Annotated in this window: 26 protein-coding genes; 6 read left to right on the forward strand and 20 right to left on the reverse strand. The window is 52.0% G+C overall.

The window, feature by feature from the left end; all coding sequences use genetic code 11:
* Positions 1-29: 29 nt before the first annotated feature.
* The 18 genes from nuoL to RDY34_RS03620 all read right to left on the reverse strand — a co-directional run bounded on the left by nuoL (position 30) and on the right by RDY34_RS03620 (position 15625).
* Positions 30-2054, reverse strand: a complete 2025-nt coding sequence (nuoL, locus tag RDY34_RS03535; protein WP_308074449.1) for an NADH-quinone oxidoreductase subunit L — start codon at positions 2052-2054, stop codon at positions 30-32.
* Between the two features lie 48 nt (positions 2055-2102).
* Positions 2103-2444 (reverse strand): hypothetical protein, encoded by a 342-nt coding sequence (locus RDY34_RS03540; RefSeq protein WP_002215633.1) that lies wholly within the window; start codon positions 2442-2444, stop codon positions 2103-2105.
* 123 nt (positions 2445-2567) lie between these two features.
* The gene (gene fic / locus RDY34_RS03545) at positions 2568-3143 is read right to left on the reverse strand and encodes a protein adenylyltransferase Fic (protein ID WP_002215631.1); all 576 of its coding nucleotides are present in this window, start codon (positions 3141-3143) and stop codon (positions 2568-2570) included.
* Positions 3144-3176: 33 nt separating this feature from the next.
* Positions 3177-3482 carry an NADH-quinone oxidoreductase subunit NuoK gene (gene nuoK, locus RDY34_RS03550; protein ID WP_002215628.1) on the reverse strand — a complete coding sequence of 102 codons (306 nt, stop codon included), beginning with the start codon at positions 3480-3482 and terminating at the stop codon, positions 3177-3179.
* Complete coding sequence (locus tag RDY34_RS03555; RefSeq protein WP_308073352.1) at positions 3479-4150, reverse strand: NADH-quinone oxidoreductase subunit J; 672 nt, start codon at positions 4148-4150, stop codon at positions 3479-3481. Before RDY34_RS03555 ends, nuoK begins: the two co-directional genes overlap by 4 nt.
* A gap of 11 nt (positions 4151-4161) precedes the next feature.
* A complete protein-coding gene (gene nuoI, locus RDY34_RS03560) occupies positions 4162-4641 on the reverse strand; it encodes an NADH-quinone oxidoreductase subunit NuoI (RefSeq protein WP_002218650.1) in 480 nt (159 codons plus the stop codon).
* Positions 4642-4721: 80 nt separating this feature from the next.
* Complete coding sequence (gene nuoH, locus RDY34_RS03565) at positions 4722-5798, reverse strand: NADH-quinone oxidoreductase subunit NuoH (protein WP_002228932.1); 1077 nt, start codon at positions 5796-5798, stop codon at positions 4722-4724.
* A gap of 2 nt (positions 5799-5800) precedes the next feature.
* Positions 5801-8062, reverse strand: a complete 2262-nt coding sequence (nuoG, locus tag RDY34_RS03570) for an NADH-quinone oxidoreductase subunit NuoG (protein ID WP_308184465.1) — start codon at positions 8060-8062, stop codon at positions 5801-5803.
* 58 nt (positions 8063-8120) lie between these two features.
* Positions 8121-9416 carry an NADH-quinone oxidoreductase subunit NuoF gene (gene nuoF, locus RDY34_RS03575; RefSeq protein ID WP_308031993.1) on the reverse strand — a complete coding sequence of 432 codons (1296 nt, stop codon included), beginning with the start codon at positions 9414-9416 and terminating at the stop codon, positions 8121-8123.
* Positions 9392-9514, reverse strand: a complete 123-nt coding sequence (locus tag RDY34_RS03580; RefSeq protein WP_301005454.1) for a hypothetical protein — start codon at positions 9512-9514, stop codon at positions 9392-9394. The genes nuoF and RDY34_RS03580 overlap by 25 nt, the downstream gene beginning before the upstream one ends.
* Positions 9515-9575: 61 nt before the next feature.
* Complete coding sequence (locus tag RDY34_RS03585; RefSeq protein ID WP_308184466.1) at positions 9576-10151, reverse strand: excalibur calcium-binding domain-containing protein; 576 nt, start codon at positions 10149-10151, stop codon at positions 9576-9578.
* 101 nt (positions 10152-10252) lie between these two features.
* Positions 10253-10726 carry an NADH-quinone oxidoreductase subunit NuoE gene (gene nuoE / locus RDY34_RS03590; protein WP_003750572.1) on the reverse strand — a complete coding sequence of 158 codons (474 nt, stop codon included), beginning with the start codon at positions 10724-10726 and terminating at the stop codon, positions 10253-10255.
* Positions 10726-11982: an NADH dehydrogenase (quinone) subunit D gene (gene nuoD / locus RDY34_RS03595; protein ID WP_003750573.1), complete on the reverse strand. Its 1257-nt coding sequence runs from the start codon at positions 11980-11982 to the stop codon at positions 10726-10728. The genes nuoE and nuoD overlap by 1 nt, the downstream gene beginning before the upstream one ends.
* On the reverse strand, positions 11972-12565 hold the full coding sequence (locus tag RDY34_RS03600) for an NADH-quinone oxidoreductase subunit C (RefSeq protein WP_050895681.1): 594 nt from the start codon (positions 12563-12565) through the stop codon (positions 11972-11974). The genes nuoD and RDY34_RS03600 overlap by 11 nt, the downstream gene beginning before the upstream one ends.
* Positions 12566-12577: 12 nt before the next feature.
* Positions 12578-13060: a NuoB/complex I 20 kDa subunit family protein gene (locus RDY34_RS03605; RefSeq protein WP_002215610.1), complete on the reverse strand. Its 483-nt coding sequence runs from the start codon at positions 13058-13060 to the stop codon at positions 12578-12580.
* Positions 13051-13407, reverse strand: coding sequence for an NADH-quinone oxidoreductase subunit A (locus tag RDY34_RS03610; RefSeq protein WP_002216332.1), 357 nt, complete (start codon positions 13405-13407; stop codon positions 13051-13053). Before RDY34_RS03610 ends, RDY34_RS03605 begins: the two co-directional genes overlap by 10 nt.
* A 379-nt stretch (positions 13408-13786) precedes the next feature.
* Positions 13787-14773 (reverse strand): S49 family peptidase, encoded by a 987-nt coding sequence (locus RDY34_RS03615; RefSeq protein ID WP_308073356.1) that lies wholly within the window; start codon positions 14771-14773, stop codon positions 13787-13789.
* A gap of 39 nt (positions 14774-14812) precedes the next feature.
* Positions 14813-15625 carry a competence/damage-inducible protein A gene (locus RDY34_RS03620; RefSeq protein ID WP_308073357.1) on the reverse strand — a complete coding sequence of 271 codons (813 nt, stop codon included), beginning with the start codon at positions 15623-15625 and terminating at the stop codon, positions 14813-14815.
* A 186-nt stretch (positions 15626-15811) separates the two neighbouring features.
* Between RDY34_RS03620 and RDY34_RS03625 the strand changes: the two genes are divergently transcribed.
* The 5 genes from RDY34_RS03625 to RDY34_RS03645 all read left to right on the forward strand — a co-directional run bounded on the left by RDY34_RS03625 (position 15812) and on the right by RDY34_RS03645 (position 18930).
* Entirely contained in the window at positions 15812-16273 is a 462-nt protein-coding gene (locus RDY34_RS03625; RefSeq protein ID WP_004467569.1) for a hypothetical protein, read from the forward strand.
* A 269-nt stretch (positions 16274-16542) separates the two neighbouring features.
* Positions 16543-16929: a hypothetical protein gene (locus RDY34_RS03630; protein WP_308073359.1), complete on the forward strand. Its 387-nt coding sequence runs from the start codon at positions 16543-16545 to the stop codon at positions 16927-16929.
* A gap of 159 nt (positions 16930-17088) precedes the next feature.
* Positions 17089-18432, forward strand: a complete 1344-nt coding sequence (gene argG, locus RDY34_RS03635; RefSeq protein ID WP_308073360.1) for an argininosuccinate synthase — start codon at positions 17089-17091, stop codon at positions 18430-18432.
* Positions 18433-18506: 74 nt separating this feature from the next.
* Positions 18507-18722, forward strand: coding sequence for a DUF4177 domain-containing protein (locus tag RDY34_RS03640; RefSeq protein ID WP_002242091.1), 216 nt, complete (start codon positions 18507-18509; stop codon positions 18720-18722).
* Positions 18715-18930: a hypothetical protein gene (locus RDY34_RS03645; protein ID WP_002215129.1), complete on the forward strand. Its 216-nt coding sequence runs from the start codon at positions 18715-18717 to the stop codon at positions 18928-18930. Before RDY34_RS03640 ends, RDY34_RS03645 begins: the two co-directional genes overlap by 8 nt.
* Before the next feature lie 74 nt (positions 18931-19004).
* Here RDY34_RS03645 and RDY34_RS03650 read toward each other — a convergent pair whose 3' ends face one another.
* On the reverse strand, positions 19005-20288 hold the full coding sequence (locus tag RDY34_RS03650) for a transferrin-binding protein-like solute binding protein (protein WP_308074451.1): 1284 nt from the start codon (positions 20286-20288) through the stop codon (positions 19005-19007).
* A 111-nt stretch (positions 20289-20399) separates the two neighbouring features.
* Positions 20400-21629 carry a serine/threonine transporter SstT gene (gene sstT / locus RDY34_RS03655; RefSeq protein ID WP_101119133.1) on the reverse strand — a complete coding sequence of 410 codons (1230 nt, stop codon included), beginning with the start codon at positions 21627-21629 and terminating at the stop codon, positions 20400-20402.
* Between the two features lie 388 nt (positions 21630-22017).
* On the opposite strand from sstT, the gene RDY34_RS03660 reads away from it, so the two are divergent.
* Positions 22018-23847 carry an autotransporter assembly complex protein TamA gene (locus RDY34_RS03660; protein WP_308073398.1) on the forward strand — a complete coding sequence of 610 codons (1830 nt, stop codon included), beginning with the start codon at positions 22018-22020 and terminating at the stop codon, positions 23845-23847.
* Positions 23848-23885 lie beyond the last annotated feature (38 nt).

Below are 23885 nucleotides of genomic sequence, written 5' to 3' on the forward strand. Positions count from 1 at the left end.
AAGGTTTAAGGCCGTCTGAAACCTCATCCTTATCGGAACAATCCCCAGAAGGTCATACCGAGCAGTACCAATACGCCGAATACCATAGCGGCGGCGTAGGTGTAGATAAAGCCGGTTTGGGCTTTACGCACTTGCGCGGCAACCGCGCCGACCAGTTTGGCGGAGCCGTTGACGATGCCGTTGTCGATAATGGCGGTATCGCCGACTTTCCAAAAGAAGGTACCCAATGCGCGCGTGCCTTTGGCGAAAACGTTGAAATACAGGGCATCGAGGTAGTATTTGTTTTCAAACAAAACGTAAACCGGACGGAACGCCTGCGCGATTTTGGCGGGCAGGTGCGGCAGTTTGACGTACAAAAGCCACGCGGCGGCAACACCGGCAGCCGCCAAATACAAAACAGGCGATGTCAAGCTGTGCGACACCATTGCCAATGCGCCGTGGAACTCTTCCTTCATGATGTGCATGGTCGGATGCGCGTCGGCGTTGACGAAAATCACGTCTTTGAAGAAATCGCCGTAAAGCATAGGCTCGATGGCAAGGTAGCCGATGATGACGGACGGAATCGCAAGCAAAATCAAAGGCAGGGTAACAACCAGCGGGCTTTCGTGCGGATTGTCGTTTTTGCCCAAGCCGTGATGTTCTTCGCCATGATGATCGTCATGATGTTCGGGCAGGCTGCGCCATTTCTCTTCGCCGTGGAACACCATAAAGTATTGGCGGAACGCGTAAAACGCGGTAACAAACACGCTGGCAAGGACGGCAAAATAAGCAAAGCCGCTGCCCGGCAGGGTGCTGTATTTCGCTGCTTCGATAATCGAATCTTTAGAATAGAAGCCGGAGAAGAACGGCGTACCGATCAGCGACAAATTGCCGATCAGCATAGTCAGCCAAGTAACCGGCATATATTTTTTCAGGTTGCCCATATGGCGCATATCTTGGTCGTGGTGCATACCGATAATCGCGCTGCCTGCCGCCAAGAACAGCAAGGCTTTAAAGAAGGCGTGGGTCATGACATGGAACATCGCCACGGAATAGGCGGACGCGCCCAAAGCCACGGTCATATAGCCCAGTTGCGACAGGGTGGAATACGCAACCACGCGCTTGATATCGTTTTGAATCACGCCCAAGAAACCCATAAACAGGGCGGTAATCGCGCCGATCACCATAATGGCGGACAGCGCGGTGCTGCTCATCTCATAAATCGGCGACATACGCGATACCATGAACAGACCGGCGGTAACCATGGTTGCGGCGTGAATCAATGCGGAAATCGGGGTCGGGCCTTCCATCGAATCAGGCAGCCAGACGTGCAGCGGGAATTGAGCCGATTTACCCATTGCGCCCACAAACAAGAGCAAACAAGTTACGGTAATCAAAGACCATTCCACACCGGGGAAAAGCTGGATGGTGGCATTTTGGACGTTGGGCAGATAGGCGAATACATCTTGATAGCGCAGGCTGCCGCCGAAATAGGCAAGCACCAAGCCGATACCGAGCAAAAAGCCGAAGTCGCCGACACGGTTGATCAAAAAGGCTTTCAGGTTGGCAAATGTTGCGCTTGGACGTTTGAAATAGAAACCGATCAAGAGATACGACACCAAGCCCACCGCTTCCCAGCCGAAGAAGAGCTGGATGAAGTTGTTGCTCATAATCAGCATCAACATGCTGAATGTAAACAAAGAAATATAGCTGAAGAAGCGTTGGTAGCCGACTTTTTCATCGTGCATATAGCCGATGGTGTAGATATGCACCATCAATGACACGCCCGTTACCACGACCATCATCATCGCCGTCATCGTATCGACCAAGAAGCCGACGGAGAAATCCAAACCGCCCATCGTCAGCCAGGTATAGACGTTTTCGTCAAACTTGGCGCGGCTGCCGTCGATAAAGCCCCACAGCACATAAGCCGACAACACGGCAGACACCGCCACACCGAGTATCGTAACCGTATGCGCGCCGGCACGACCGATTTTGTTGCCGAACAAACCCGCAATCAGCGAGCCTGCCAAAGGCACGAGGGCAATGATGAGATATAAAGTCATGTCGTTCATTTGATTGAATCCGATTGATTTAAAAATCTATGTTTGTTTCGTACAAAATTACTTCGGAAAAACAAATCCAACACGCTCCAATCGTTTGCGTGCCACAGCTAATTGCTCTTCAGTAAATAAATCACACCACGGCTTTTGTAACACCAGATATTCCATACTGTATTTCAAGGCGTGGACTCCGCCACCACTCAGAATCAGCTCTGTAAAACCGGTCTGAGTCTTCTTTTCCCCCGTACTCAATAATTTATCCGCCGCCTCTTTACCACCAAATTCATTTACAATTTGTAAAAATCGTGTCGCCTTGTAAGGTTGCGGCAAATTCAAAGCCTCCTGATAAATATTTAACATGGCTTTATGAAATTCTTGTTCTAACTGATTTTTATCCATCATTCTTCTTCCAATATTTCAGACCGGATTATTCTTACCCAGAATTTCTTTTCTCATCCGCTCCCGTCTGATCACCTACCGAATCAGGTCGTCTGAAACAGTCTGAAATCGCTTTTCAGACGACCCTCAGCCTTTTTCATACCCTTCGTAATAATACGACTGCTCGATACCTTTAAAGATGATTTCACGGTTGTCCACATCGTCGGTCAGGTTGTCCTTTAACAGAAAGCGCAGTTCTAAATCGTTGACGGGGCTGCGTTCCATCGCCTGCAAATACAGGGTTTTGCTTACATTTTGCCAGTTTACGACTTTTTTCAGGTTTTTCTTCAGCACCAAGTCCAGCCAGATGCGGGTACTTCTGCCATTACCCTCCAAAAACGGATGAGCAATGTTCATTTCAACATATTTGGCGATGATTTCTTCAAAAGTCCGCTCGGGCATCTGCTCGATTTTAACCAAGGCCTCTTTTAAATACATGGCGTTGGCAAAACGGAAACCGCCTTTGGAAATGTTGTCTTCCCTGATTTGACCCGCAAAATCATATAAGCCGCCGAACAGGTAACGGTGAATCTGTTGCAGGCCCGCGGTGGTACCGACTTCGATACGGTCGATGTCGCCGCTTTCAAACAGGCGGCGGGCATTATGCAGGCTTTGTTCGTCTATGGATTTCATCGTTTTTCCTATCGGGTTTTCAGACGGCATCGGTGTCTTGTCAGGTCTCGACCCAACCTACCTTTACCCTTTCAACTCATCCAAATCGGCAACGTTGATTGTTTGTCGGTTGCGGTACACCAGCACCATAATCGCCAAACCGATGGCAGATTCGGCAGCGGCAACGGTCAATACGAAGAATACGAAAATTTGTCCGGCAGTATCGCCCAAATGTTGCGAGAAGGCGATAAAGTTGAAGTTCACCGCCAAAAGCATCAGCTCGATGGACATCAGCAATACCAGCACGTTTTTACGGTTCATGAAGATACCCATTGCGCTGATACCGAACAGGAGCGCACCCAATACCAGATAATGCGTCAAGGTAATCATGCTTTGCCCTCCCCTTCCGGCTTGAGGCCGTCTGAAACTTCGCTTTCTTCGGCAGATTCAACTTGCGGTTTGACCGCTTCCATTTTCACCAGACGCATACGGCCTTGATCGGCGCGTACTTTAACTTGGTCGGCAGGATCCATACGTTTCGGATTGGTGGTTTTACGGTGAACCAGCGCAATCGCGGCTACCATACCCAACAGCAACAATACTGCCGCCAACTCAAACGGCAACAGGTAGTCGGTATAAATACGGCTGCCCAAATCGCGGATATTGTTGTAATCGGCGGGAATGTCTTTCATCAGACCAAATGTGGCCAGGTCGGTTTTCGGGTTGACCAGAATCAGGATCAGGGCAACCGCCAACAATGTGCCGACCACACCGGCAACGGGCGCATGACGCCAGAAACCGGCGCGCATTTCTTCAATGTCGATGTTCAGCATCATCACGACGAACAGGAACAACACCATCACGGCGCCGACATAAACCACCACCAGCGTAACGCCCAAAAACTCCGCCTGCATCAGCATCCAAATCATCGCGCTCACGCAGAAGGTCAGCACCAGATGTAAAGCGGCGTGCACGGGGTTTTTAGCGGTAACGGTACGAACCGCACCGTACAAAACGATGGCGGCAAGGATATAGAACAGAATCGCGGAAAAAGTCATTCGTCTGCTCCTTAGCGGTACGGCGCATCAGCGGCTTTGCGTTTGGCGATTTCAGCTTCGTATTTGTCGCCAATGGCCAAAAGAATCGGCTTGGTCATGTGCAAGTCGCCTTTTTTCTCGCCGTGGTATTCAAAAATATGGGTTTCCACAATCGCATCGGTCGGGCAGGCCTCTTCGCAGAAACCGCAGAAGATGCACTTGGTCAGGTCGATGTCGTAACGTTTGGTGCGGCGGGTACCGTCTTCACGTTCTTCCGATTCGATGTTAATCGCCATTGCCGGACAAACTGCCTCACACAATTTACACGCAATACAGCGCTCTTCGCCGTTCGGATAACGGCGTTGCGCGTGCAAGCCACGGAAACGCACGGATTGCGGCGTTTTCTCTTCGGGGAAATAAATTGTGTCTTTGCGGGCAAAAAAGTTTTTGAGCGTTACACCCAAGCCTTTTACCAATTCGCCAAGCAGAAAGGTTTTTACTAAGTTAGCCATATTATGTTCCCTCAAAACAGGGATTTCGTTAGGTATTCAAAATCGCTTTGTTTAGACGGCCTCAAGATGCCGTCTGAAACTTATTTCCACAAATTCAGCGGTGAAATCATCCACACGCCCAAAACCACGATGTAGGCGAAGCCGATCGGAATCAGCACTTTCCAGCCCAAACGCATGATTTGGTCGTAACGGTAGCGCGGGAAAGTCGCACGGATCCACAGATACCAGTACAGCACCGCCGCCATTTTTACGAACATCCAGAATGCGGAAGGCGTACCGATAAAGCCCCAACTTTGCGGGAACGGAGACAACCAGCCGCCGAGGAACATCAGCGAGGTCAGCGCGGCAATCAGAATCATGAAAATGTATTCGGCAAGGAAGAACAGCGCGAATGCAAAGCCGGAGTATTCAACGTGGTGACCGGCAACGATTTCAGACTCACCCTCTGCCACGTCAAACGGCGCGCGGTTGGTTTCGGCAACGGCGGAAATCAGATAAACGATGAAGATTGGGAAGAGCGGCAGCCAGTTCCAAGAGAATACCGAACCGCCTGCGATGCCTTTTGCCTGCGCGGCAACGATGTCGGAGAAGTTCATGCTGCCCGACACCATCACGACGCACACCAGCGCGGCACTCATGGCGATTTCGTAGGAAATGCTTTGCGCGGAAGCACGCATTGCGCCCAAGAACGAATATTTGGAGTTGGAAGCCCAGCCCGCGATAATCACGCCGTAAACCGACAGCGAGGTAATCATCAGGATGTACAAAAGGCCGATATTGATGTTGGTCAGCACCCATTCTTCGTTGAACGGAATCACTGCCCATGCCGCAAAAGACGGAGCAAGCGACATAATCGGGCCAATATAGAACAGGGCTTTGTTTGACAGCTTCGGACGGGTTACCTCTTTAAACAAGAGTTTGAACACGTCGGCAAACGGCTGAATCAGACCCCACGGGCCGGTTACGTTCGGGCCGACGCGAAGCTGCATAAAGCCGATGACTTTACGTTCGAAATACGTCAGGTAGGCAACGGTCAGAATCAGCGGAATCAGGATAATCACGATTTTGACGATGACGGATACCACCAAGCCTACGGTAATACCCAAATCGCCCAAACCGAGCGTTGCGGCAAAGAGGTTTTGGAACCATTCTTGCATGATCAAGCTCCCGCCAGTTCAATAGTGTCCATCAACGCACCCAGCGCGGCATTTTCGGTATGCAGCGGCAGATGCACCACGTTTTCAGGCAGTCCGGCATCGGCTTTGACGGCAACCGATACGCTTGCGCCGTTTTGTTTGGCGACAGCGGTTTGTCCGTCTTGCATGCCCAAGCGTCCCAAAGTGTTCGGATTCACACGCGCGGCAGGCACGGCGGCATGGACGGTTGCCTGCAACGGTGCGGAACGGCGCACGATGGCATCGGTGTGATAGATGCCCACTCCGCCCACGCGCACGAGGCGGCTTGATGCCGTCTGAAAATCTTTTTGAGTCGAAGACACGCGGTTGTCCAGTTTGGACGGCAGGCTTTCTGCATCCAGCGCATCTTTCAGAATCGCGGCGGTATCGTGGTATTCAAAACCTTGCAGGTCAAACAGGTTGCCCAATACGCGCAACACTTTCCACAGCGGACGCGAATCGCCGAAGCCTTGTACCACGCCGTGAAAGGATTGCAGACGGCCTTCCATATTGATGAAGCTGCCCGATGTTTCGGTAAACGGCGCAATCGGCAACAACACGTCGCACACATCCAGCAGCGTTTCGCTGACAAACGGTGTAAACGCCATCACGCTTTTCGCCTGTTTCAACGCGGCCACGGCTTTCGCACCGTCCGCCGTATCGATTTCCGGTTCGACGTTGAGCAGCAAGACCGCCTGTTTCGGCGCGTTTGCCATTTCGGCAACGCTCTCGCCCGAGTTCACGCCCAAGACATCCGCACCAACGCTGTTGGCGGCTTGCGGCAAAATGCCCAGCACTGCGCCGGTCGCGTCTGCCAGCTCTTGCGCGGCGGCATAAATGGCGGCGTAATCAGGATGGTTTTGCACTTCCGCGCCCAAAATCACCGCTGCTTTTTCAGCATTTTTCAGGCTGGCGGTAACGGCGTGTTCCGCATTGGCAGACAGGTTTTTCAGACGGCCTGCCCACTCGTCGGGATGCACCGCTTCTTGAGACAGAAGCGGCATAAACAATTCTTCTTTACTGCCGGCCAATACGCTCAATGCCATACGGTCTTTGGCGGCGCGGCGCAGGCGGGCGGTCAAGAGCGGCTGTTCTTTGCGCAAGTTCGCGCCGACTACCAATACGGCATCGTTGTCCGCCAGCGATTCAATACTTTGCCCCAACCATTGCGCACCCTTAATGCCGTCTGAAAGACGTTTGTCCAGTTGGCGCAGGCGGGTGGCAAAATTTTTAACGCCCAGTCCGTCGGCGAATTTCTTCGCTAAATACAGCTCTTCAACCGTATTCATCGGGTTCGCCCAAATGCCGACTTGGTTTTGGTTGCCGTCTTTGGCGATACATTCAATCGCGCTGCGGACATATTCCAACGCGGTTTTCCAATCCACGTCCATCCACTCGCCGCCCTGTTTGATTTTCGGGTTTTTCAGACGGCTTTCGTGATACAGGCCTTCGTAGGCGAAACGGTCGCGGTCGGACAACCAGCATTCGTTAATCGCTTCGTTTTCCAGCGGCAGCACGCGGCGGACGGTATGGTCTTTGGTTTGTACAATCAGGTTACTGCCCAAAGCGTCATGAGCGGAAACGGATTTGCGGCGATTCAATTCCCAAGTACGCGCGTTGAAGCGGAACGGTTTGCTGGTCAATGCGCCAACAGGACACAAATCGATGACGTTGCCCGACAGTTCAGTTTCCACCGCTTTGCCGATAAAGGGCATGATTTCGGAGTGTTCGCCGCGATTCGCCATCGCGATTTCCTGCAAGCCGGCGATTTCTTCAGTGAAACGAACGCAACGGGTACAGTGGATACAACGGCTCATTTCCTCGGCAGAAACCAAAGGCCCCATGTCCTTACCGACGACAGAACGTTTTTCTTCGGTATAACGGCTGGTGGTTTTGCCGTAGCCCATCGCCAAATCCTGCAACTGGCATTCGCCGCCTTGGTCGCAGGTCGGACAATCAAGCGGATGGTTGATGAGCAGGAACTCCATCACGCCTTCTTGCGCCTCTCGGGCTTTTGCCGAATGCGTACGCACAATCATGCCGTCTGTAACCGGCGTGGCACAGGCGGGCAGAGGTTTGGGGGCCTTTTCCACGTCCACCAGACACATACGGCAGTTGGCGGCGATGGAAAGTTTTTTGTGGTAACAGAAATGCGGGATATAAGTACCGAGCTTGTGCGCGGCTTCAATCACCGTCGCACCCTGCTCCACAGATACCTGTTTGCCGTCGATTTCGATTTGTAACATGGTTCGTTCCTAGTTACGGGTATTTAATAAATCATTCTTTTAGAGGCCGTCTGAAAACTTAGCACCACTTATTCGGTTTCATCGGTCCGCCGTGTTCGATGTAATGCACAAACTCATCACGGAAATGCTTGGTAAAGCTGCGGACGGGGAAGACGGCGGCATCGGCAAGGGCGCAGATGGTGCGGCCTGCCATTTGGTTACCGATAGAATCCAGCAAATCCAAATCTTCCATTTTACCTTTGCCTTCTACAATGCGGTGGACGATGCGGTAGAGCCAGCCCGTACCTTCACGACAAGGCGTACATTGGCCGCAAGACTCGTCGTAGTAGAAGTAGCTTAAACGTTCGAGGGCTTTGACCATGCACACGTCTTCGTCCATGACGATAATCGCGCCGGAACCCAACATCGATCCTGCTTTGGAAATCGAGTCGTAGTCCATATTGGTCTGCATCATGATATCGGCAGGCAATACGGGTGCTGACGAACCGCCGGGGATAACGGCTTTGAGTTTTTTACCGCCACGCATACCGCCCGCCATTTTCAAGACTTCGGCAAACGGCGTACCCAATGGCACTTCATAGTTGCCCGGACGTTCGACGTGGCCGGAAATACAGAACAATTTGGTACCGCCTGCATTCGGAATGCCTTTATCGGCAAACGTCTGACCGCCGTCGCGGATAATAAATGGGACGGAAGAGAACGTTTCGGTATTGTTGATGGTGGTCGGTTTGCCGTACAGGCCGAACGAAGCAGGGAATGGCGGTTTAAAGCGCGGCTGGCCTTTTTTGCCTTCCAACGATTCGAGCAAGGCGGTTTCTTCGCCGCAAATATATGCGCCGTAGCCGTGGTGGGCGAAGAGTTCGAATTCAAAATCCGAACCCAAAATATTTTTACCCAAAAAACCTGCGGCACGCGCCTGCTCCAAAGCGGCTTCAAAGCGTTGGTAGCCTTCGAAAATTTCGCCGTGGATGTAGTTGTAGCCCGCTTTTGCGCCCATCGCGTAACCGGCAATAATCATGCCTTCAATCAGGGCATGAGGATTGAACATGATGATGTCGCGGTCTTTAAATGTACCCGGCTCGCCTTCGTCGGTGTTGCAAACCACATATTTTTCGCCCGGGAAGGAACGGGGCATAAAGCTCCATTTCAAACCGGTCGGGAAGCCCGCACCGCCACGCCCGCGCAAGCCGGAGGTTTTGACTTCATCAATCACATCGGTTTGCGAGATGTTTTCGGACAGGATTTTACGCAGGGCGGTATAGCCGCCACGTTTGACGTATTCGTCCAATGTCCAACAATCGGGATTGGCGGTATCCACTTGGTCAAAAATCACGCCTGATTGGTAAATAGCCATTTTTGGTGTGCCTGTTTGTTTTCGTATCGTTTGCAGCTGCCTGCCGTCTCAATGTTCCTGATGCCGTCTGAAACGGTTCGTCTGTTTTCAGACGGCATTTTCCTGTCTTCGTTTAATCTGAACCAAACCTGCGTTTGTTCTTCCCGTCATCAATCAAAATTACCATCCGCTGCACATATTTTCACACGGAATGCCGTCGCCATCGCCGTCCATCTTGGTATCGGAACAGTTCCTCACAAACCATTTGGCTTCTTCGCACGAAGTCATTTGTGAGCAATATTGCCTGCCGTCGCAACGGTATGGGCTGCTGTCGGGCTGCTGCCGTTTTATTTCGGGCAATACTTGCGTTTTAACCGGCGTATTTTCCTGTTTCGGAGTCAGCTTCTCTGACGCATATTGATACGCCTTATAGCCGATTACCGAAACAAGCAGCAAACCGACCGACAAAGACAGCACAACCTGAACAATCGAAGTGGGAGATTCCTCGTCTTTTCGATGTTTCTTGCGGTATCCGGGAGAAACTGCACACTCCCGATTCAGATAGCGTATCTGTTTTGCAGAAAATCTTCCCTTGCCGTCTGAAACCACTTCAAAACCAACCGCCTCGTCAATCTCAGGACGCGGGTTTTTTGGGGAAAAGTCAGAAATATGGCAGAAAATTTCTTTGTTACCGCCATCTATCCGTATAAAACCATAACCTTTTTCGTCATCCCACTTGACGATTACCCCTCTCATGAAGCACTCCCCCCTTTTTTATTGTTACTTTTTAAAATCACAATTTAGAATTTTGGAATAACCAGTTAAGTTTGATCACAAACCTAATGTGTTCAGACAATCTATTCTAATTCTGCTAATTTTTTCTCAATCGCCTCTTCAGTCATAAAGCTGCACATGCTGTGGTTGTTGACCAGCATGACCGGAGCATCGCCGCACGCGCCCATGCATTCGCCTTCGACAAGGGTGAATTTGCCGTCGGGCGTAGTTTCGCCGTAGCCGATACCGAGTTTTTTCTTCAGGTATTCGCCGGTATCCATGCCGCCACGCAGGGCACAGGGCAGGTTGGTACAAACGGTCAGTTTGTATTTGCCGACGGGCTCAAGGTCGTACATATTGTAGAAAGTAGCGACTTCGTAGGCTTGTGCAGGCGAGATGCCGATATAGTCTGCAACAAAGGCGATGGTCTCGGGAGCAAGCCAGCCTTTTTCGGTTTGGGCGATACGCAACGCGCCCATGATGGCGGAACGGCGTTGGTCGGCAGGATATTTTGCCAACTCAATATCAATTTGTTTTAAGGATTCTGCGGATAACATTATCGGTCAACCTCCCCGAATACGATGTCCTGCGTACCGATGATGGCAACGACGTCGGCGAGCATATGGCCTTTTGCCATTTCGTCCATACCTTGCAGATGGGCGAAGCCGGGTGCGCGGATTTTCAGGCGGTAGGGTTTGTTTGCGCCGTCTGAAATGATGTAAACGCCGAACTCGCCTTTCGGATGTTCGACAGCGGTGTAGGTCTCGCCCTCGGGAACGTGCATACCCTCGGTAAAGAGTTTGAAATGGTGAATCAGGTCTTCCATACCTGTTTTCATTTCGGTACGTTTGGGCGAGGCAAATTTGTGGTTGGTGGTAATGACCGGACCGGGATTCACGCGAAGCCAGTCGACACATTGTTTGATGATGCGCACGGATTGGCGCATTTCTTCCATACGGCAGAGGTAGCGGTCGTAGCAGTCGCCATTCACACCGACGGGAATGTCGAAATCCATTTTGTCGTACACTTCGTAAGGCTGTGTCTTACGCACATCCCATTCCACGCCGGAACCGCGCAACATCACGCCGGTAAAGCCTTTTTGCATGGCGCGCTCGGGGGAGACGACGCCGATGCCGACGGTACGCTGTTTCCAGATGCGGTTGTCGGTCAGGAGGGTTTCGAGTGTGTCGATGTTTTTTGGGAAGCGTTCGCAGAAGGCGTCGATAAAGTCGAGCATAGTGCCTTCACGGGATTCATTGAGCTGCTTCAATACTTTGGCGTTGCGGAATTTGCTGCTCTCGTATTTGGGCATGAAGTCGGGCAGGTCGCGGTAAACGCCGCCGGGACGGAAGTAGGCTGCGTGCATACGCGCGCCGGATACGGCTTCGTACAAGTCCATCAGCTCTTCGCGGTCGCGGAAGGCGTAGAGGATGGCGGTCATCGCGCCAATGTCGAATGCGTGCGAACCGATGCCCATCAAGTGATTGAGGATGCGCGTTACTTCGGCAAACATGACGCGAATATACCGGGCGCGGATAGGTACATCGATACCGGCAAGTTTTTCTACTGCCAAACAATACGCCTGCTCGTTGACCATCATGGAAACGTAGTCCAAGCGGTCCATATAGGGCAGGGCTTGCAGGTAGGTTTTGGTTTCAGCCAGTTTTTCAGTACCTCGGTGCAGGAGGCCGATATGCGGGTCGGCGCGGACGATGGTTTCGCCCTCCAACTCCAAAATCATGCGCAATACGCCGTGCGCCGCAGGGTGTTGCGGGCCGAAGTTGATGGTGTAGTTTCTTAATTTATTGGCCACCGTAGTTCTCCTCACGGACGATACGCGGCGTGATCTCGCGCGGCTCAATGGTAACAGGTTGGTAAATCACGCGTTTTTGCTCTTCGTCGTAACGCATTTCCACATAGCCGGAAATCGGGAAGTCTTTGCGGAACGGATGTCCGACGAAACCGTAATCGGTCAGGATGCGGCGCAAGTCGGGATGGTTGTTGAACATGATGCCGTACAAATCGAAGGCTTCGCGCTCGTACCAATCCGCGCTGTTGTAAACGGGAACTACAGATTCGACTACGGGGAAGTCGTCGTCTGAAACCCAGACGCGTACGCGGATGCGTTGATTGTTTTTAACGGAAAGAAGCTGGCTGACGACGGCAAAGCGTTTGCCCTGCCATACTTCGTTTTTGTAAGTGCTGTAATCGACACCGCACAAATCGACCAGAAGCTCGAAATGCAGCTCTTCATGGTCGCGCAATGCGGTCATGACTGAAATATAGTGTTCGGGCAGACACTCGACGGTAATCTCTCCCAAAGCGGAAATAACTTTGCCTGCCCGATCGCCTAAAACGCGGCTGACGGTTTCGTATAAGTTTTGAATACTTGCCATATCGTCCTCCCCTTACTCGTCACGCGCGATGGTGGAAGTGCGCTTGATTTTTTGTTGGAGCTGAATCAGGCCGTAAATCAGGGCTTCCGCAGTCGGCGGACAACCCGGCACATAAACGTCTACCGGCACGACGCGGTCGGCACCGCGCACAACGGAATAAGAATAGTGATAATAACCGCCGCCGTTGGCACACGAGCCCATAGACAATACCCAGCGTGGCTCGGCAAGCTGGTCGTATACACGGCGCAGGGCTGGCGCCATTTTGTTGGTCAGCGTACCTGCCACAATCATCAGGTCGGCCTGACGTGGGGACGGACGGAAAATGATGCCGAAGCGGTCAAGGTCATAACGCGCCATACCTGCATGCATCATTTCCACGGCACAGCAGGCCAAGCCGAAAGTAACCGGCCACAGCGAACCGGTACGCATATAGTTCAACACCGTATCCGCGCTGGTGGTGATGAAACCTTTTTTCAAAACGCCTTCTATTCCCATTCCAGCGCACCTTTTTTCCATTCGTAAACAAAGCCTACCGTCAGGACGACGATAAACACCAGCATAGACCAGAAGCCGTACGCGCCCAAATCTTTGAACACAACTGCCCACGGCAACATGAACGCGACCTCCAAATCAAACAGGATGAAGAGGATGGCGACGAGGTAATAGCGCACGTCGAACTTCATCCTTGCGTTTTCAAAGGCTTCAAAACCGCATTCGTAAGGCGCGTCTTTTTCGGCGTAGTGGCGTTTCGGGCCTAAAATCGTGCCGAGCAGGATAAACAGCACGCCGGCCGCGAGGCCGACGAGGATAAAGACAAAGACGGGAAAGTAAGCGGACAACATGGTTACACCCAAATCCGTTAACAAAATTTCTACAATAATTTCGTATTTTAGCGAATTTCAAAAACCATTAAAAGGTAAATATCGGCAAAACGCCCAAAAAAACCCAATAAATACAATCATGTTATGATAACGATTCTTATTTGATTTCAAGAACGCCGGACCGTCTGTTTCGCGCCAATCCTATAAAAACAAAACGTTTCTATCTTTATTGCTGTCTTCGTACAGACCGGCACTGTACAAACCGCGCGACAAGCGTTCTGTTTTCATATTACCGTTTCACAAATATCACCCTACCATGCAAAAAAATGCCGTCTGAAAACCTTTCAGACGGCATCGGTATAGTGGTTTAAATTTAAACCACTATATCCGGCGGAAAGCGTTATTGGAGGGATTGCAGGGCTTCCGAAACGCTTGCTTTGAGTTCTGCGCCGAAGCGTCTGCCCAAGATTCTGCCGAAATCGTCCTTCGGAGTGTAATCCACCACATCGGGGGCTTTGACCACGTCTCGCGCCACGCTGTAAATATTGCCGAGTCCGTCCACCAGCCCGACCTTCAGCGCATCCGCACCCGTGTACACCCGACCGCTGAACACGTCGGGATATTGTCGGAATTTGAGGCGGCTGCCGCGTCCGGTTTTGACGGCTTTGATAAATTCGCCGTGTATGCCGGTCAGCATTTCTTCCCAGATTTTCGACTGTTCGGGCGTTTCGGGCGAAAACGGATCGCCCATACCTTTGTTGCTGCCCGCAATTTTAACCCTGCGTTTCACGCCGATTTTTTCCATCAGGCCGGTCGCGTCGAAACTGCTGCCGATAACGCCGATGCTGCCGACGATGCTGGACGGGTCGGCATAGATTTTGTCCGCCGCCGCCGCGATGTAGTAGCAGCCGGACGCGCACATATCCTCCGCCACGAGATAAACGGGGATGCCGGGGTGCTGCGCCTTCAGACGGCGTATTTCTTCAAAAGCGGTGTTGGACACGACAGGCGAACCGCCGGGACTGTTGGCGCGGATGATGATGGCTTTTGCCTGCGGGTTTTTATAGGCGGCTTCCATACCGTCTTTGAGTTTTTTGACCTGGTCTTCTACGCCGTTGCCGATTTCGCCGTACAGGTTGACGACTGCGGTATGCGGCGTATTGCCCGTCAACTGCAATGCGGCTTCGTCTTTTCGGAAAATGCCTGCAATCAGGGCAACCAGAATCAGGGTACTGACGGCGCGCCAGATGTTTTTCCACATCCGCTCCCTGCGCCTGTCCCGATAGGCGGACAGCAGCACTTCGCGCATAATGTCGCGTTCCCATAAGGTTTCCCCCGCATTTTTTGCTTCGGGTGCTTCGTTTTCTCTTCTGATTCGGTATTGCATGGTTTTCCTTAAATATTGTCCGATTTGGGCAAACGGTTTTCAGTTTACCCGATTTTTCAGCTCTGCTCCCAATCCGTCCAAGCTGTGCAACACTTCCGCCCACGCCGCGTCCAAAAGGTTGACGGCTTCTCCTTCGGCTTTGATGCCGAACTCAATGTGCGGTTTGACCTGCGTGCCGTCTGAATGCGTCCAACCGACGCTGGGCAGGCTGTACGAACGCACGCCGGGATAAGTTTGCTCGATATGCTCCATAAGCGGCGTAATGCGCGATTCGGGCTGCTCGAACACATACACGCTGCGGCTGCCGCGTTCGGTTTGGTTGAAGCGGCCGGCGTAATAAGTATCCAAAACCCATTCCGCCATCGGGTGCGCCATCACGGGAAAGCCGGGGAAGAAATAATGCTCGCGGATGGAAAATCCGGCGATGTTGTTGAACGGGTTGGGCACAAGCTCTGCGCCCTCGGGGAAATCCGCCATTTTCAGGCGTTGGGCGTGTTCCGGCGAATCAAGCGGCTCGCCGCGTTTCAGGGTTACGCCTTCGATAAACCCGGCGGCTTGCGCGTGGCGGACGACGGGCAAATCCAAAGCAGCCGCTGCGGCTTGGCGCGTGTGGTCGTCGGGCGTGGCACCGATGCCGCCGGTAACAAACGTCGGTATGCCGTCTGAAAAGCTGCGGCGCAGTTGCCTGACCAGCAAATCGGGTTCGTCGGGCAGGTATTGCACCTGATTGAGCTTCAGCCCTTTGGATTCGAGCAGGGATTTGAAAAAGGCGAAATGCTTGTCTTGGCGGCTGCCGTGTAAGATTTCGTCGCCGATGATGATAAGGTTGAACAAATGCTGTCGGTCTTTCATAATCTTTCCTTCTGCCTAAAGGCTATTCATGATTTCCCATGATTACTGTTCCAATATTGCTTATTAGGTAAATCAAATGGGAAATATGTTGTTATTGTTGTTGCAAAAGATGGGCCGTATAAGGATAAAGTCATTGCAAGCTTTATACCAGATAATAATCAATTAAACCTAATTAGGGGTAGCTAAATGAAAATAATAGATTTTTTAAAAAATTGTGGTACTGACCAGTTTTCTATATTGTGTTATGGTATTTTTTTAAAAGAAGACAGAAATCATGAAAATATAAAGCAATGGGAATCTAGATCACGTTGCATTAAATCTGAAAAATATATTCTTGAAAATAATGAGTGGAAATATGATATTTTTTTAACAGAATCTTATTTTTTATATTCCAAAAATATTGATTTATTTAATGTAATTAAAGATGAAATACTAAATATCAATCAGCTTAATCCAATAGCTATAATATGCATGTTTGATGGTGCTTTCTCAGATTTTAATTATCTGAAGAATATAGATATAATTCAACAAACTTATGCATTCTGGTCAAAAGATATTGGTTTGTATATTGCTGAAGATACAGATACCCTACAATCAAATGAATGGAGTGAAAAAATTATATATCTATATAACCATATAGATATATAACAAGCATAGCCAGCGTAGCCAGTCTGTCTGATAGCAAGCGTGGGTGCTCGCACTCACGCGTTCTCTTTTTCGCTGTTAATCCGCTTTCAGGCAGCCTTAAAACCACTTACACTTACCTTTTTTGTTTTACCCCCCTCTAAACTATGCCCACCATCACAACCCTAAACATCATCTCCCCTAAACTCTACCCCAATGAACAATGGAACGAAAGCGAAGCACTCGGTGCCATCACTTGGCTATGGTATAGGTGCAACGGATAGGAGAGACTCATGTTTGCAATCGGCATTGTTGCGTTTTTCATGTTCATTATCAGCCTTTTTGTGTGTGCATTTGTGCTGATTGTTCAGTATTTGATTATTCGCCGTAAAATTCATCAAGACAAACGTGCAGTCAATTTTCGCGCCAAATATGCTACGCTTTCCACATTTTTTATACAATGGGTTGTTCTGAACGCATTCAGCTTCTTACCTGCAAACCGTATGATTTTTTCACTGGCAGTCTTTACGGATATTTTACTTGGTTTTTTGTGGTTGTTTTTTGTTGCAACCAATGCAGATGAAATGTGGCGTTTGACTGGGCAAAAAGGCTACTTGTTGTGGCCTTTGGCAGCTGCTTCGGTTTGGGCAGCATGCTTCATTATATTCAGCTTCGGATAGCGTCTCAATAATTGCGGACAAATGCCGTCTGAAAACCTGAATGCTTTTTCAGGCGGCATCAAACTAGATTATCTCATCTATTTATAAGATAATAAGTTCAAATCATGTGCAGAGCGGTTTGCCTCGTTCTGCTTTTATTTTTAGTCCGAAGGATTCCACATGAGTCAAAACAATACTATCCTGCAACACCTCCCCGTCGGTCAAAAAGTCGGCATCGCCTTCTCCGGCGGTCTTGATACCTCTGCCGCGCTGTTGTGGATGAAACTCAAAGGCGCGCTGCCTTATGCCTACACCGCTAACCTCGGCCAGCCCGACGAAGACGACTACAATGCCATTCCCAAAAAAGCGATGGAATACGGTGCGGAAAACGCCCGCTTAATCGACTGCCGCGCGCAGTTGGCACACGAAGGTATCGCCGCCATCCAATGCGGCGCGTTCCACGTTTCCACCGGCGGCATCGCCTATTTCAACACCACGCCTCTGGGCCGCGCCGTAACCGGCACGATGCTTGTTTCCGCAATGAAAGAAGACGATGTGAATATCTGGGGCGACGGCAGCACCTACAAAGGCAACGACATCGAGCGTTTCTACCGCTACGGTTTGCTCACCAATCCCGCGCTGAAAATCTACAAACCCTGGCTCGACCAGCAATTTATCGACGAACTCGGCGGCCGCCACGAAATGAGCGAATTTCTGATTGCCAACGGCTTCAACTACAAAATGTCGGTGGAAAAAGCCTACTCCACCGATTCCAATATGTTGGGTGCCACCCACGAAGCCAAAGACTTGGAATTTTTGAACTCGGGCATCAAAATCGTCAAACCCATTATGGGCGTTGCCTTTTGGGACGAAAACGTCGAAATCAAACCCGAAGAAGTCAGCGTGCGCTTTGAAGAAGGCGTGCCGGTTGCATTGAACGGCAAAGAATACACCGACCCCGTCGAACTCTTCCTCGAAGCCAACCGCATCGGCGGCCGCCACGGCTTAGGTATGAGCGACCAAATCGAAAACCGCATCATCGAAGCCAAATCGCGCGGCATCTACGAAGCCCCGGGCATGGCGTTGTTCCACATCGCCTACGAACGCTTGGTAACCGGCATCCACAACGAAGACACCATCGAACAATACCGCATCAACGGCCTGCGCCTCGGCCGCCTGCTCTACCAAGGCCGCTGGTTCGACAGCCAAGCCTTGATGTTGCGCGAAACCGCCCAACGCTGGGTCGCCAAAGCCGTTACCGGCGAAGTTACCCTCGAACTGCGGCGTGGCAACGACTACTCGATTCTGAACACCGAATCGCCCAACCTGACCTACCAACCTGAACGCCTGAGTATGGAAAAAGTCGAAGACGCTGCGTTCACTCCGCTCGACCGCATCGGACAGCTCACGATGCGCAACCTTGACATCACCGACACCCGCGCCAAACTGGGCATCTACTCGCAAAGCGGTTTATTGGCATTGGGCGAAGGCTCGGTATTGCCGCAGTTGGGCAATAAGAAATAAGGTTTGCTGTTTTGCATCATTAGCAACTTAAGGGGTCGTCTGAAAAGATGATCCCTTATGTTAAAAGGAATCCTATGAAAGAATACAAAGTCATCATTTATCAGGAAAGCCTGTTGTCCAGCCTGTTTTTCGGCGCGGCAAAGGTCAACCCCGTCAATTTCAGCGCGTTCCTCAACAAACAAACCCCCGAAGGCTGGCGGGTCGTAACGATGGAAAAAGATTTGCGCCGTATGCTGCTGTTTTTCAAACGCGAGGCCTACGTCGTCATTTTGGAGCGGGACCGTGTTTAAGCTCGGCGTTTATGCCTGTCTCGGACTGTTTGCCGGCTGGGTGCTGCTGCTGATTGTGCAACTTTGGTTTTCTTTTCTCGAAGCGGAATTGTTCTTCAAAATCACTCTGACTATGGCGGGGCTGTTTGTCATCATCCTCGCCGCCCTGCTGGTATTCGGCCAGTATTTTTCCGAAAAGAAAATGAAAGACGACGGGTTTATCAACTGATGCGGACTTGAACCGGACCCCACCCCAAACATCACAATGCCGTCTGAACGCCCCCGCTTCAGGCGGCATCAGCATCAATCCTGCTCTTTTTTGCCGGCAAACACGCCGAATCCGCCCTTTTCCGCATCTGTCGGGCGATAGCTGTATTTCCCCGCCACTTCCTCGCCGGCCGGGCCGTAAAACCTTCCGGAAACATCCCCGCCGCCATTTTCCGTCCAAGTCCCCTTAAAGCCGTTTCCATCGATAACGGCTTTGAATTTTTGCGTACCCATATGCAAATCATCGCCGCTGTCGATAATGCCGTCCACAGATTTGCTGCCGAAATCGACTTTTGCGGCAAACCTGCCTCCGGACGGGTACGGACGGCCGTTTTCCGTATGAAAATGCAGCACTTCGCCGTTGTACACGGCCGTGCCAGCAAGCATTTCGCCTTTTGCCAGTTCGCCTTGCACACGGAGGGCATACGATCCGCCGGACAATTTTTCCGCCCCGTAAGTCAGATACCGGTAATTCCCTTCGGGCGCGAAGATATTGCCGGAATGCCCTGTCAGGCTGACCGCTTCCCCATCGACAATCAGCGTATCCGCCTGATTGACGGGAATCAGCGGCATCTCTGCCGGAAGCGACCTCCTCAACCGTCTCGACCGTGCAGAACGAGTGGGGGGGTTGTCCGTATAAAAGATGATATATTTGTTAATTCCATCCTTTTTTACCCTATCGGCAAACAAACCGACAAATTTATCATTCTTCCCGTCATTCTTCCCATCTTTCTTGTAATTACTTATTTTGTCTGCATCACTTAATTTTTCAAATTCTGATTTTAGCTGTACTTCTTCATCCAAGAAATTATTGCCACTACAAGAATCGCCTTTACAGTGGGTCAACGTTATATTTTGCGACGGCCCGTCAATCACAACAGAATTGCCCACGTTCGTCCTTCCAAAATCGCCACCGCCATTCGCAGGTGCAGGGTTTGACGCGGGGGCGGAATCTGAAGAACCGGCGGATTGGTTGTTCCCTGTTTGATTTGCGGATTCGGCGGCATTTTGCGGCATATCATTTTGCGGTCCCTCGTCTTCATTTTTGGGTTTGTCCGTTGTTGCCGCACCGCCATTGCCTGTATTTTCTGCCGAAACTGCCGCCATATCTTGGCTGCCTTGTGTGGATGGCGCGCCCTGTCCTTGAGAACCTGCCTGTGGCGCATCTTCTTTTACCTCTGTCTCTTTTTCAGCAACAACAGGAGCGGCCGGTTTTGACGGCGTGTCCGCCGACTTAACATCGGGCGATCCGCCACCGCCGCCCCCACAGGCTGAAAGGGCAACAATACAAGCCATTGCAATCACACTGCGTTTAAACATCATCATCTCCTTCATATTCAAGGCAGCCGGTATTGTTTCCGCCATATGCCCATAAAATTGTAAAAATATGCCGTCTGAACGCCAAACGGGCTTCAGACGGCATAGCTTGGTTTATTCCGCCCGGTTTCTCTGTCGGCCCAAATCGGCGGCAGCGGTAAACAAAACGTCGGTTGAAGAATTCAACGCCGTTTCCGCCGAATCCTGAATCACGCCGATGATAAAGCCGACGGCGACCACCTGCATGGCGACATCGTTGCTGATGCCGAACAGGCTGCACGCCAACGGAATCAGCAGCAGCGAACCGCCCGCCACTCCGGACGCGCCGCACGCGCTGACCGTCGCCACCAGGCTCAACAGCAGCGCGGTGGCAAAATCAACCTGTATGCCTTGGGTGTACGCCGCCGCCATAGCCAAAACGGTAATCGTAATCGCCGCACCGCCCATATTGACGGTCGCCCCCAACGGGATGGAAATCGAATAAGTGTCTTCGTGCAGCCCCAGTTTTTTCGCCAAAGCCATATTCACGGGGATATTGGCGGCGGAAGAACGGGTAAAGAAGGCATACACGCCGCTTTCGCGCAGGCAGGTAAACACCAGCGGATAAGGGTTGCGGCGGATTTTCCACCACACGATGGCGGGATTGACCGCCAGCGCGATAAACGCCATACAGCCCAACAGCACTGCAAGCAGCTTCGCATAACCCGCCAGCGCGCCGAAACCCGTCTCCGCGATTGTGGACGACACCAGCCCGAAAATGCCCAAAGGGGCAAAACGGATAATCCATTTCACGACGGTGGAAACCGCTTCCGCCAAATCGGCAACGACCTGCCGCGTAACGTCCGAACCGTGATTCCGCAACGCCGCGCCCAAAACCAAAGCCCAAGCCAAAATGCCGATATAGTTGGCATTGGCAATCGCGTTAATCGGGTTGGCGACCAGGTTCATCAGCAGCGATTTCAATACTTCCACAATGCCGGAAGGCGGCGCGGCGGACACATCGCCCGCGCCCGCCAAAACAATGTGCGTCGGGAAAACCATACCGGCGATGACGGCGGTCAGGGCTGCGGAAAACGTGCCGATAAGGTAAAGGACGATAATCGGCCTGATATGCGCCTTGTTGCCTTTTTGGTGCTGTGCGATTGTGGCCGCCACCAAGATAAATACCAAAACCGGCGCGACCGCTTTGAGCGCGCCGACAAACAGGCTGCCGAACAAGCCTGCCGCCAAGCCCAGTTGCGGGGAAACCGAACCGATTACGATGCCCAACGCCAAACCGGCGGCAATCTGCCTGACCAGGCTGACGCGGCCGATCGCATGAAATAAGGATTTGCCGAACGCCATAATTCTTCCTTATGTTGTGATATGTTAAAAAATGTTGTATTTTAAAAGAAAACTCATTCTCTGTGTTTTTTTATTTTTCGGCTGTGTTTTAAGGTGCGTTGATTTGCCCTATGCAGTGCCGGACAGGCGTTGTTTTATCATTCGGCGTGATGGTTTAATTTATTGAACAGAAATAAATTTATTCGATTCCGCCTATTTTTCGACACCACTCCGAAACGCAGCCTGCCCGCATACGGATTGGAAGCAAAATCCCCTAAAACAAGCAGATACATTCCAGGCGGGCCGCAACCTCCGAAATACCGGCGGCGGTATGCCGTCTGAAGCGTCCCGCCCCGTCCGAACAGTGTTAAAATCGAAAGCCGCCACACCGATACCCGACACCCGTACCATGATGATCAAACCGACCGCCCTGCTCCTGCCGGCTTTATTTTTCTTTCCGCACGCATACGCGCCTGCCGCCGACCTTTCCGAAAACAAGGCGGCGGGTTTCGCATTGTTCAAAAACAAAAGCCCCGACACCGAATCAGTCAAATTAAAACCCAAATTCCCCGTCCTCATCGACACACAGGACAGTGAAATTAAAGATATGGTCGAAGAACACCTGCCGCTCATCACGCAGCAGCAGGAAGAAGTGTTGGACAAAGAACAAACAGGCTTCCTTGCCGAAGAAGCACCGGACAACGTCAAAACCATGCTCCGCAGCAAAGGCTATTTCAGCAGCAAAGTCAGCCTGACGGAAAAAGACGGAGCTTATACGGTGCACATCACACCGGGCCCGCGCACCAAAATCGCCAACGTCGGCGTCGCCATCCTCGGCGACATCCTTTCAGACGGCAACCTCGCCGAATACTACCGCAACGCGCTGGAAAACTGGCAGCAGCCGGTAGGCAGCGATTTCGATCAGGACAGTTGGGAAAACAGCAAAACTTCCGTCCTCGGCGCGGTAACGCGCAAAGCCTACCCACTTGCCAAGCTCGGCAACACCCGGGCGGCCGTCAACCCCGATACCGCCACCGCCGATTTGAACGTCGTCGTGGACAGCGGCCGCCCCATCGCCTTCGGCGACTTTGAAATTACCGGCACACAGCGTTACCCCGAACAAATCGTCTCCGGCCTGGCGCGCTTCCAACCGGGCACGCCCTACGACCTCGACCTGCTGCTCGACTTCCAACAGGCGCTCGAACAAAACGGGCATTATTCCGGCGCGTCCGTACAAGCCGACTTCGACCGCCTCCAAGGCGACCGCGTCCCCGTCAAAGTCAGCGTAACCGAGGTCAAACGCCACAAACTCGAAACCGGCATCCGCCTCGATTCGGAATACGGTTTGGGCGGCAAAATCGCCTACGACTATTACAACCTCTTCAACAAAGGCTATATCGGTTCGGTCGTCTGGGATATGGACAAATACGAAACCACGCTTGCCGCCGGCATCAGCCAGCCGCGCAACTACCGGGGCAACTACTGGACAAGCAACGTCTCCTACAACCGTTCGACCACCCAAAACCTCGAAAAACGCGCCTTCTCCGGCGGCGTCTGGTATGTGCGCGACCGCGCGGGCATTGATGCCCGGCTGGGGGCGGAGTTTCTCGCAGAAGGCCGGAAAATCCCCGGCTCGGATGTCGATTTGGGCAACAGCCACGCCACGATGCTGACCGCCTCTTGGAAACGCCAGCTGCTCAACAACGTGCTGCATCCCGAAAACGGCCATTACCTCGACGGCAAAATCGGTACGACTTTGGGCACATTCCTGTCCTCCACCGCGCTGATCCGCACCTCTGCCCGCGCAGGTTATTTCTTCACGCCCGAAAACAAAAAACTCGGCACGTTCATCATACGCGGACAAGCGGGTTACACCGTTGCCCGCGACAATGCCGACGTTCCTTCGGGGCTGATGTTCCGCAGCGGCGGCGCGTCTTCCGTGCGCGGTTACGAACTCGACAGCATCGGACTTGCCGGCCCGAACGGATCGGTCCTGCCCGAACGCGCCCTCTTGGTGGGCAGCCTGGAATACCAACTGCCGTTTACGCGCACCCTGTCCGGCGCGGTGTTCCACGATATGGGCGATGCCGCCGCTAATTTCAAACGTATGAAGCTGAAACACGGTTCGGGACTGGGCGTGCGCTGGTTCAGCCCGCTCGCGCCGTTTTCCTTCGACATCGCCTACGGGCACAGCGATAAGAAAATCCGCTGGCACATCAGCCTGGGAACGCGTTTCTAAACCGATACGGCCGCTTCAGACGGCATTGCAGCAAACTA

The organism is Neisseria polysaccharea, from assembly GCF_963392925.1.
In the GTDB taxonomy this organism is placed as follows: domain Bacteria; phylum Pseudomonadota; class Gammaproteobacteria; order Burkholderiales; family Neisseriaceae; genus Neisseria; species Neisseria polysaccharea.

What these genes read in the sequence shown, in the direction of transcription:
- nuoL (WP_308074449.1), bottom strand. Translation starts at nt 2,054, where the DNA reads ATGAACGACATGACTTTATATCTCATCATTGCCCTCGTGCCTTTGGCA.
- RDY34_RS03540 (WP_002215633.1), bottom strand. Translation starts at nt 2,444, where the DNA reads ATGATGGATAAAAATCAGTTAGAACAAGAATTTCATAAAGCCATGTTA.
- fic (WP_002215631.1), bottom strand. Translation starts at nt 3,143, where the DNA reads ATGCCGTCTGAAAACCCGATAGGAAAAACGATGAAATCCATAGACGAA.
- nuoK (WP_002215628.1), bottom strand. Translation starts at nt 3,482, where the DNA reads ATGATTACCTTGACGCATTATCTGGTATTGGGTGCGCTCCTGTTCGGT.
- RDY34_RS03555 (WP_308073352.1), bottom strand. Translation starts at nt 4,150, where the DNA reads ATGACTTTTTCCGCGATTCTGTTCTATATCCTTGCCGCCATCGTTTTG.
- nuoI (WP_002218650.1), bottom strand. Translation starts at nt 4,641, where the DNA reads ATGGCTAACTTAGTAAAAACCTTTCTGCTTGGCGAATTGGTAAAAGGC.
- nuoH (WP_002228932.1), bottom strand. Translation starts at nt 5,798, where the DNA reads ATGCAAGAATGGTTCCAAAACCTCTTTGCCGCAACGCTCGGTTTGGGC.
- nuoG (WP_308184465.1), bottom strand. Translation starts at nt 8,062, where the DNA reads ATGTTACAAATCGAAATCGACGGCAAACAGGTATCTGTGGAGCAGGGT.
- nuoF (WP_308031993.1), bottom strand. Translation starts at nt 9,416, where the DNA reads ATGGCTATTTACCAATCAGGCGTGATTTTTGACCAAGTGGATACCGCC.
- RDY34_RS03580 (WP_301005454.1), bottom strand. Translation starts at nt 9,514, where the DNA reads ATGCCGTCTGAAAACAGACGAACCGTTTCAGACGGCATCAGGAACATT.
- RDY34_RS03585 (WP_308184466.1), bottom strand. Translation starts at nt 10,151, where the DNA reads ATGAGAGGGGTAATCGTCAAGTGGGATGACGAAAAAGGTTATGGTTTT.
- nuoE (WP_003750572.1), bottom strand. Translation starts at nt 10,726, where the DNA reads ATGTTATCCGCAGAATCCTTAAAACAAATTGATATTGAGTTGGCAAAA.
- RDY34_RS03600 (WP_050895681.1), bottom strand. Translation starts at nt 12,565, where the DNA reads ATGGCAAGTATTCAAAACTTATACGAAACCGTCAGCCGCGTTTTAGGC.
- RDY34_RS03605 (WP_002215610.1), bottom strand. Translation starts at nt 13,060, where the DNA reads ATGGGAATAGAAGGCGTTTTGAAAAAAGGTTTCATCACCACCAGCGCG.
- RDY34_RS03610 (WP_002216332.1), bottom strand. Translation starts at nt 13,407, where the DNA reads ATGTTGTCCGCTTACTTTCCCGTCTTTGTCTTTATCCTCGTCGGCCTC.
- RDY34_RS03615 (WP_308073356.1), bottom strand. Translation starts at nt 14,773, where the DNA reads ATGCAATACCGAATCAGAAGAGAAAACGAAGCACCCGAAGCAAAAAAT.
- RDY34_RS03620 (WP_308073357.1), bottom strand. Translation starts at nt 15,625, where the DNA reads ATGAAAGACCGACAGCATTTGTTCAACCTTATCATCATCGGCGACGAA.
- RDY34_RS03625 (WP_004467569.1), top strand. Translation starts at nt 15,812, where the DNA reads ATGAAAATAATAGATTTTTTAAAAAATTGTGGTACTGACCAGTTTTCT.
- RDY34_RS03630 (WP_308073359.1), top strand. Translation starts at nt 16,543, where the DNA reads ATGTTTGCAATCGGCATTGTTGCGTTTTTCATGTTCATTATCAGCCTT.
- argG (WP_308073360.1), top strand. Translation starts at nt 17,089, where the DNA reads ATGAGTCAAAACAATACTATCCTGCAACACCTCCCCGTCGGTCAAAAA.
- RDY34_RS03640 (WP_002242091.1), top strand. Translation starts at nt 18,507, where the DNA reads ATGAAAGAATACAAAGTCATCATTTATCAGGAAAGCCTGTTGTCCAGC.
- RDY34_RS03650 (WP_308074451.1), bottom strand. Translation starts at nt 20,288, where the DNA reads ATGTTTAAACGCAGTGTGATTGCAATGGCTTGTATTGTTGCCCTTTCA.
- sstT (WP_101119133.1), bottom strand. Translation starts at nt 21,629, where the DNA reads ATGGCGTTCGGCAAATCCTTATTTCATGCGATCGGCCGCGTCAGCCTG.
- RDY34_RS03660 (WP_308073398.1), top strand. Translation starts at nt 22,018, where the DNA reads ATGATGATCAAACCGACCGCCCTGCTCCTGCCGGCTTTATTTTTCTTT.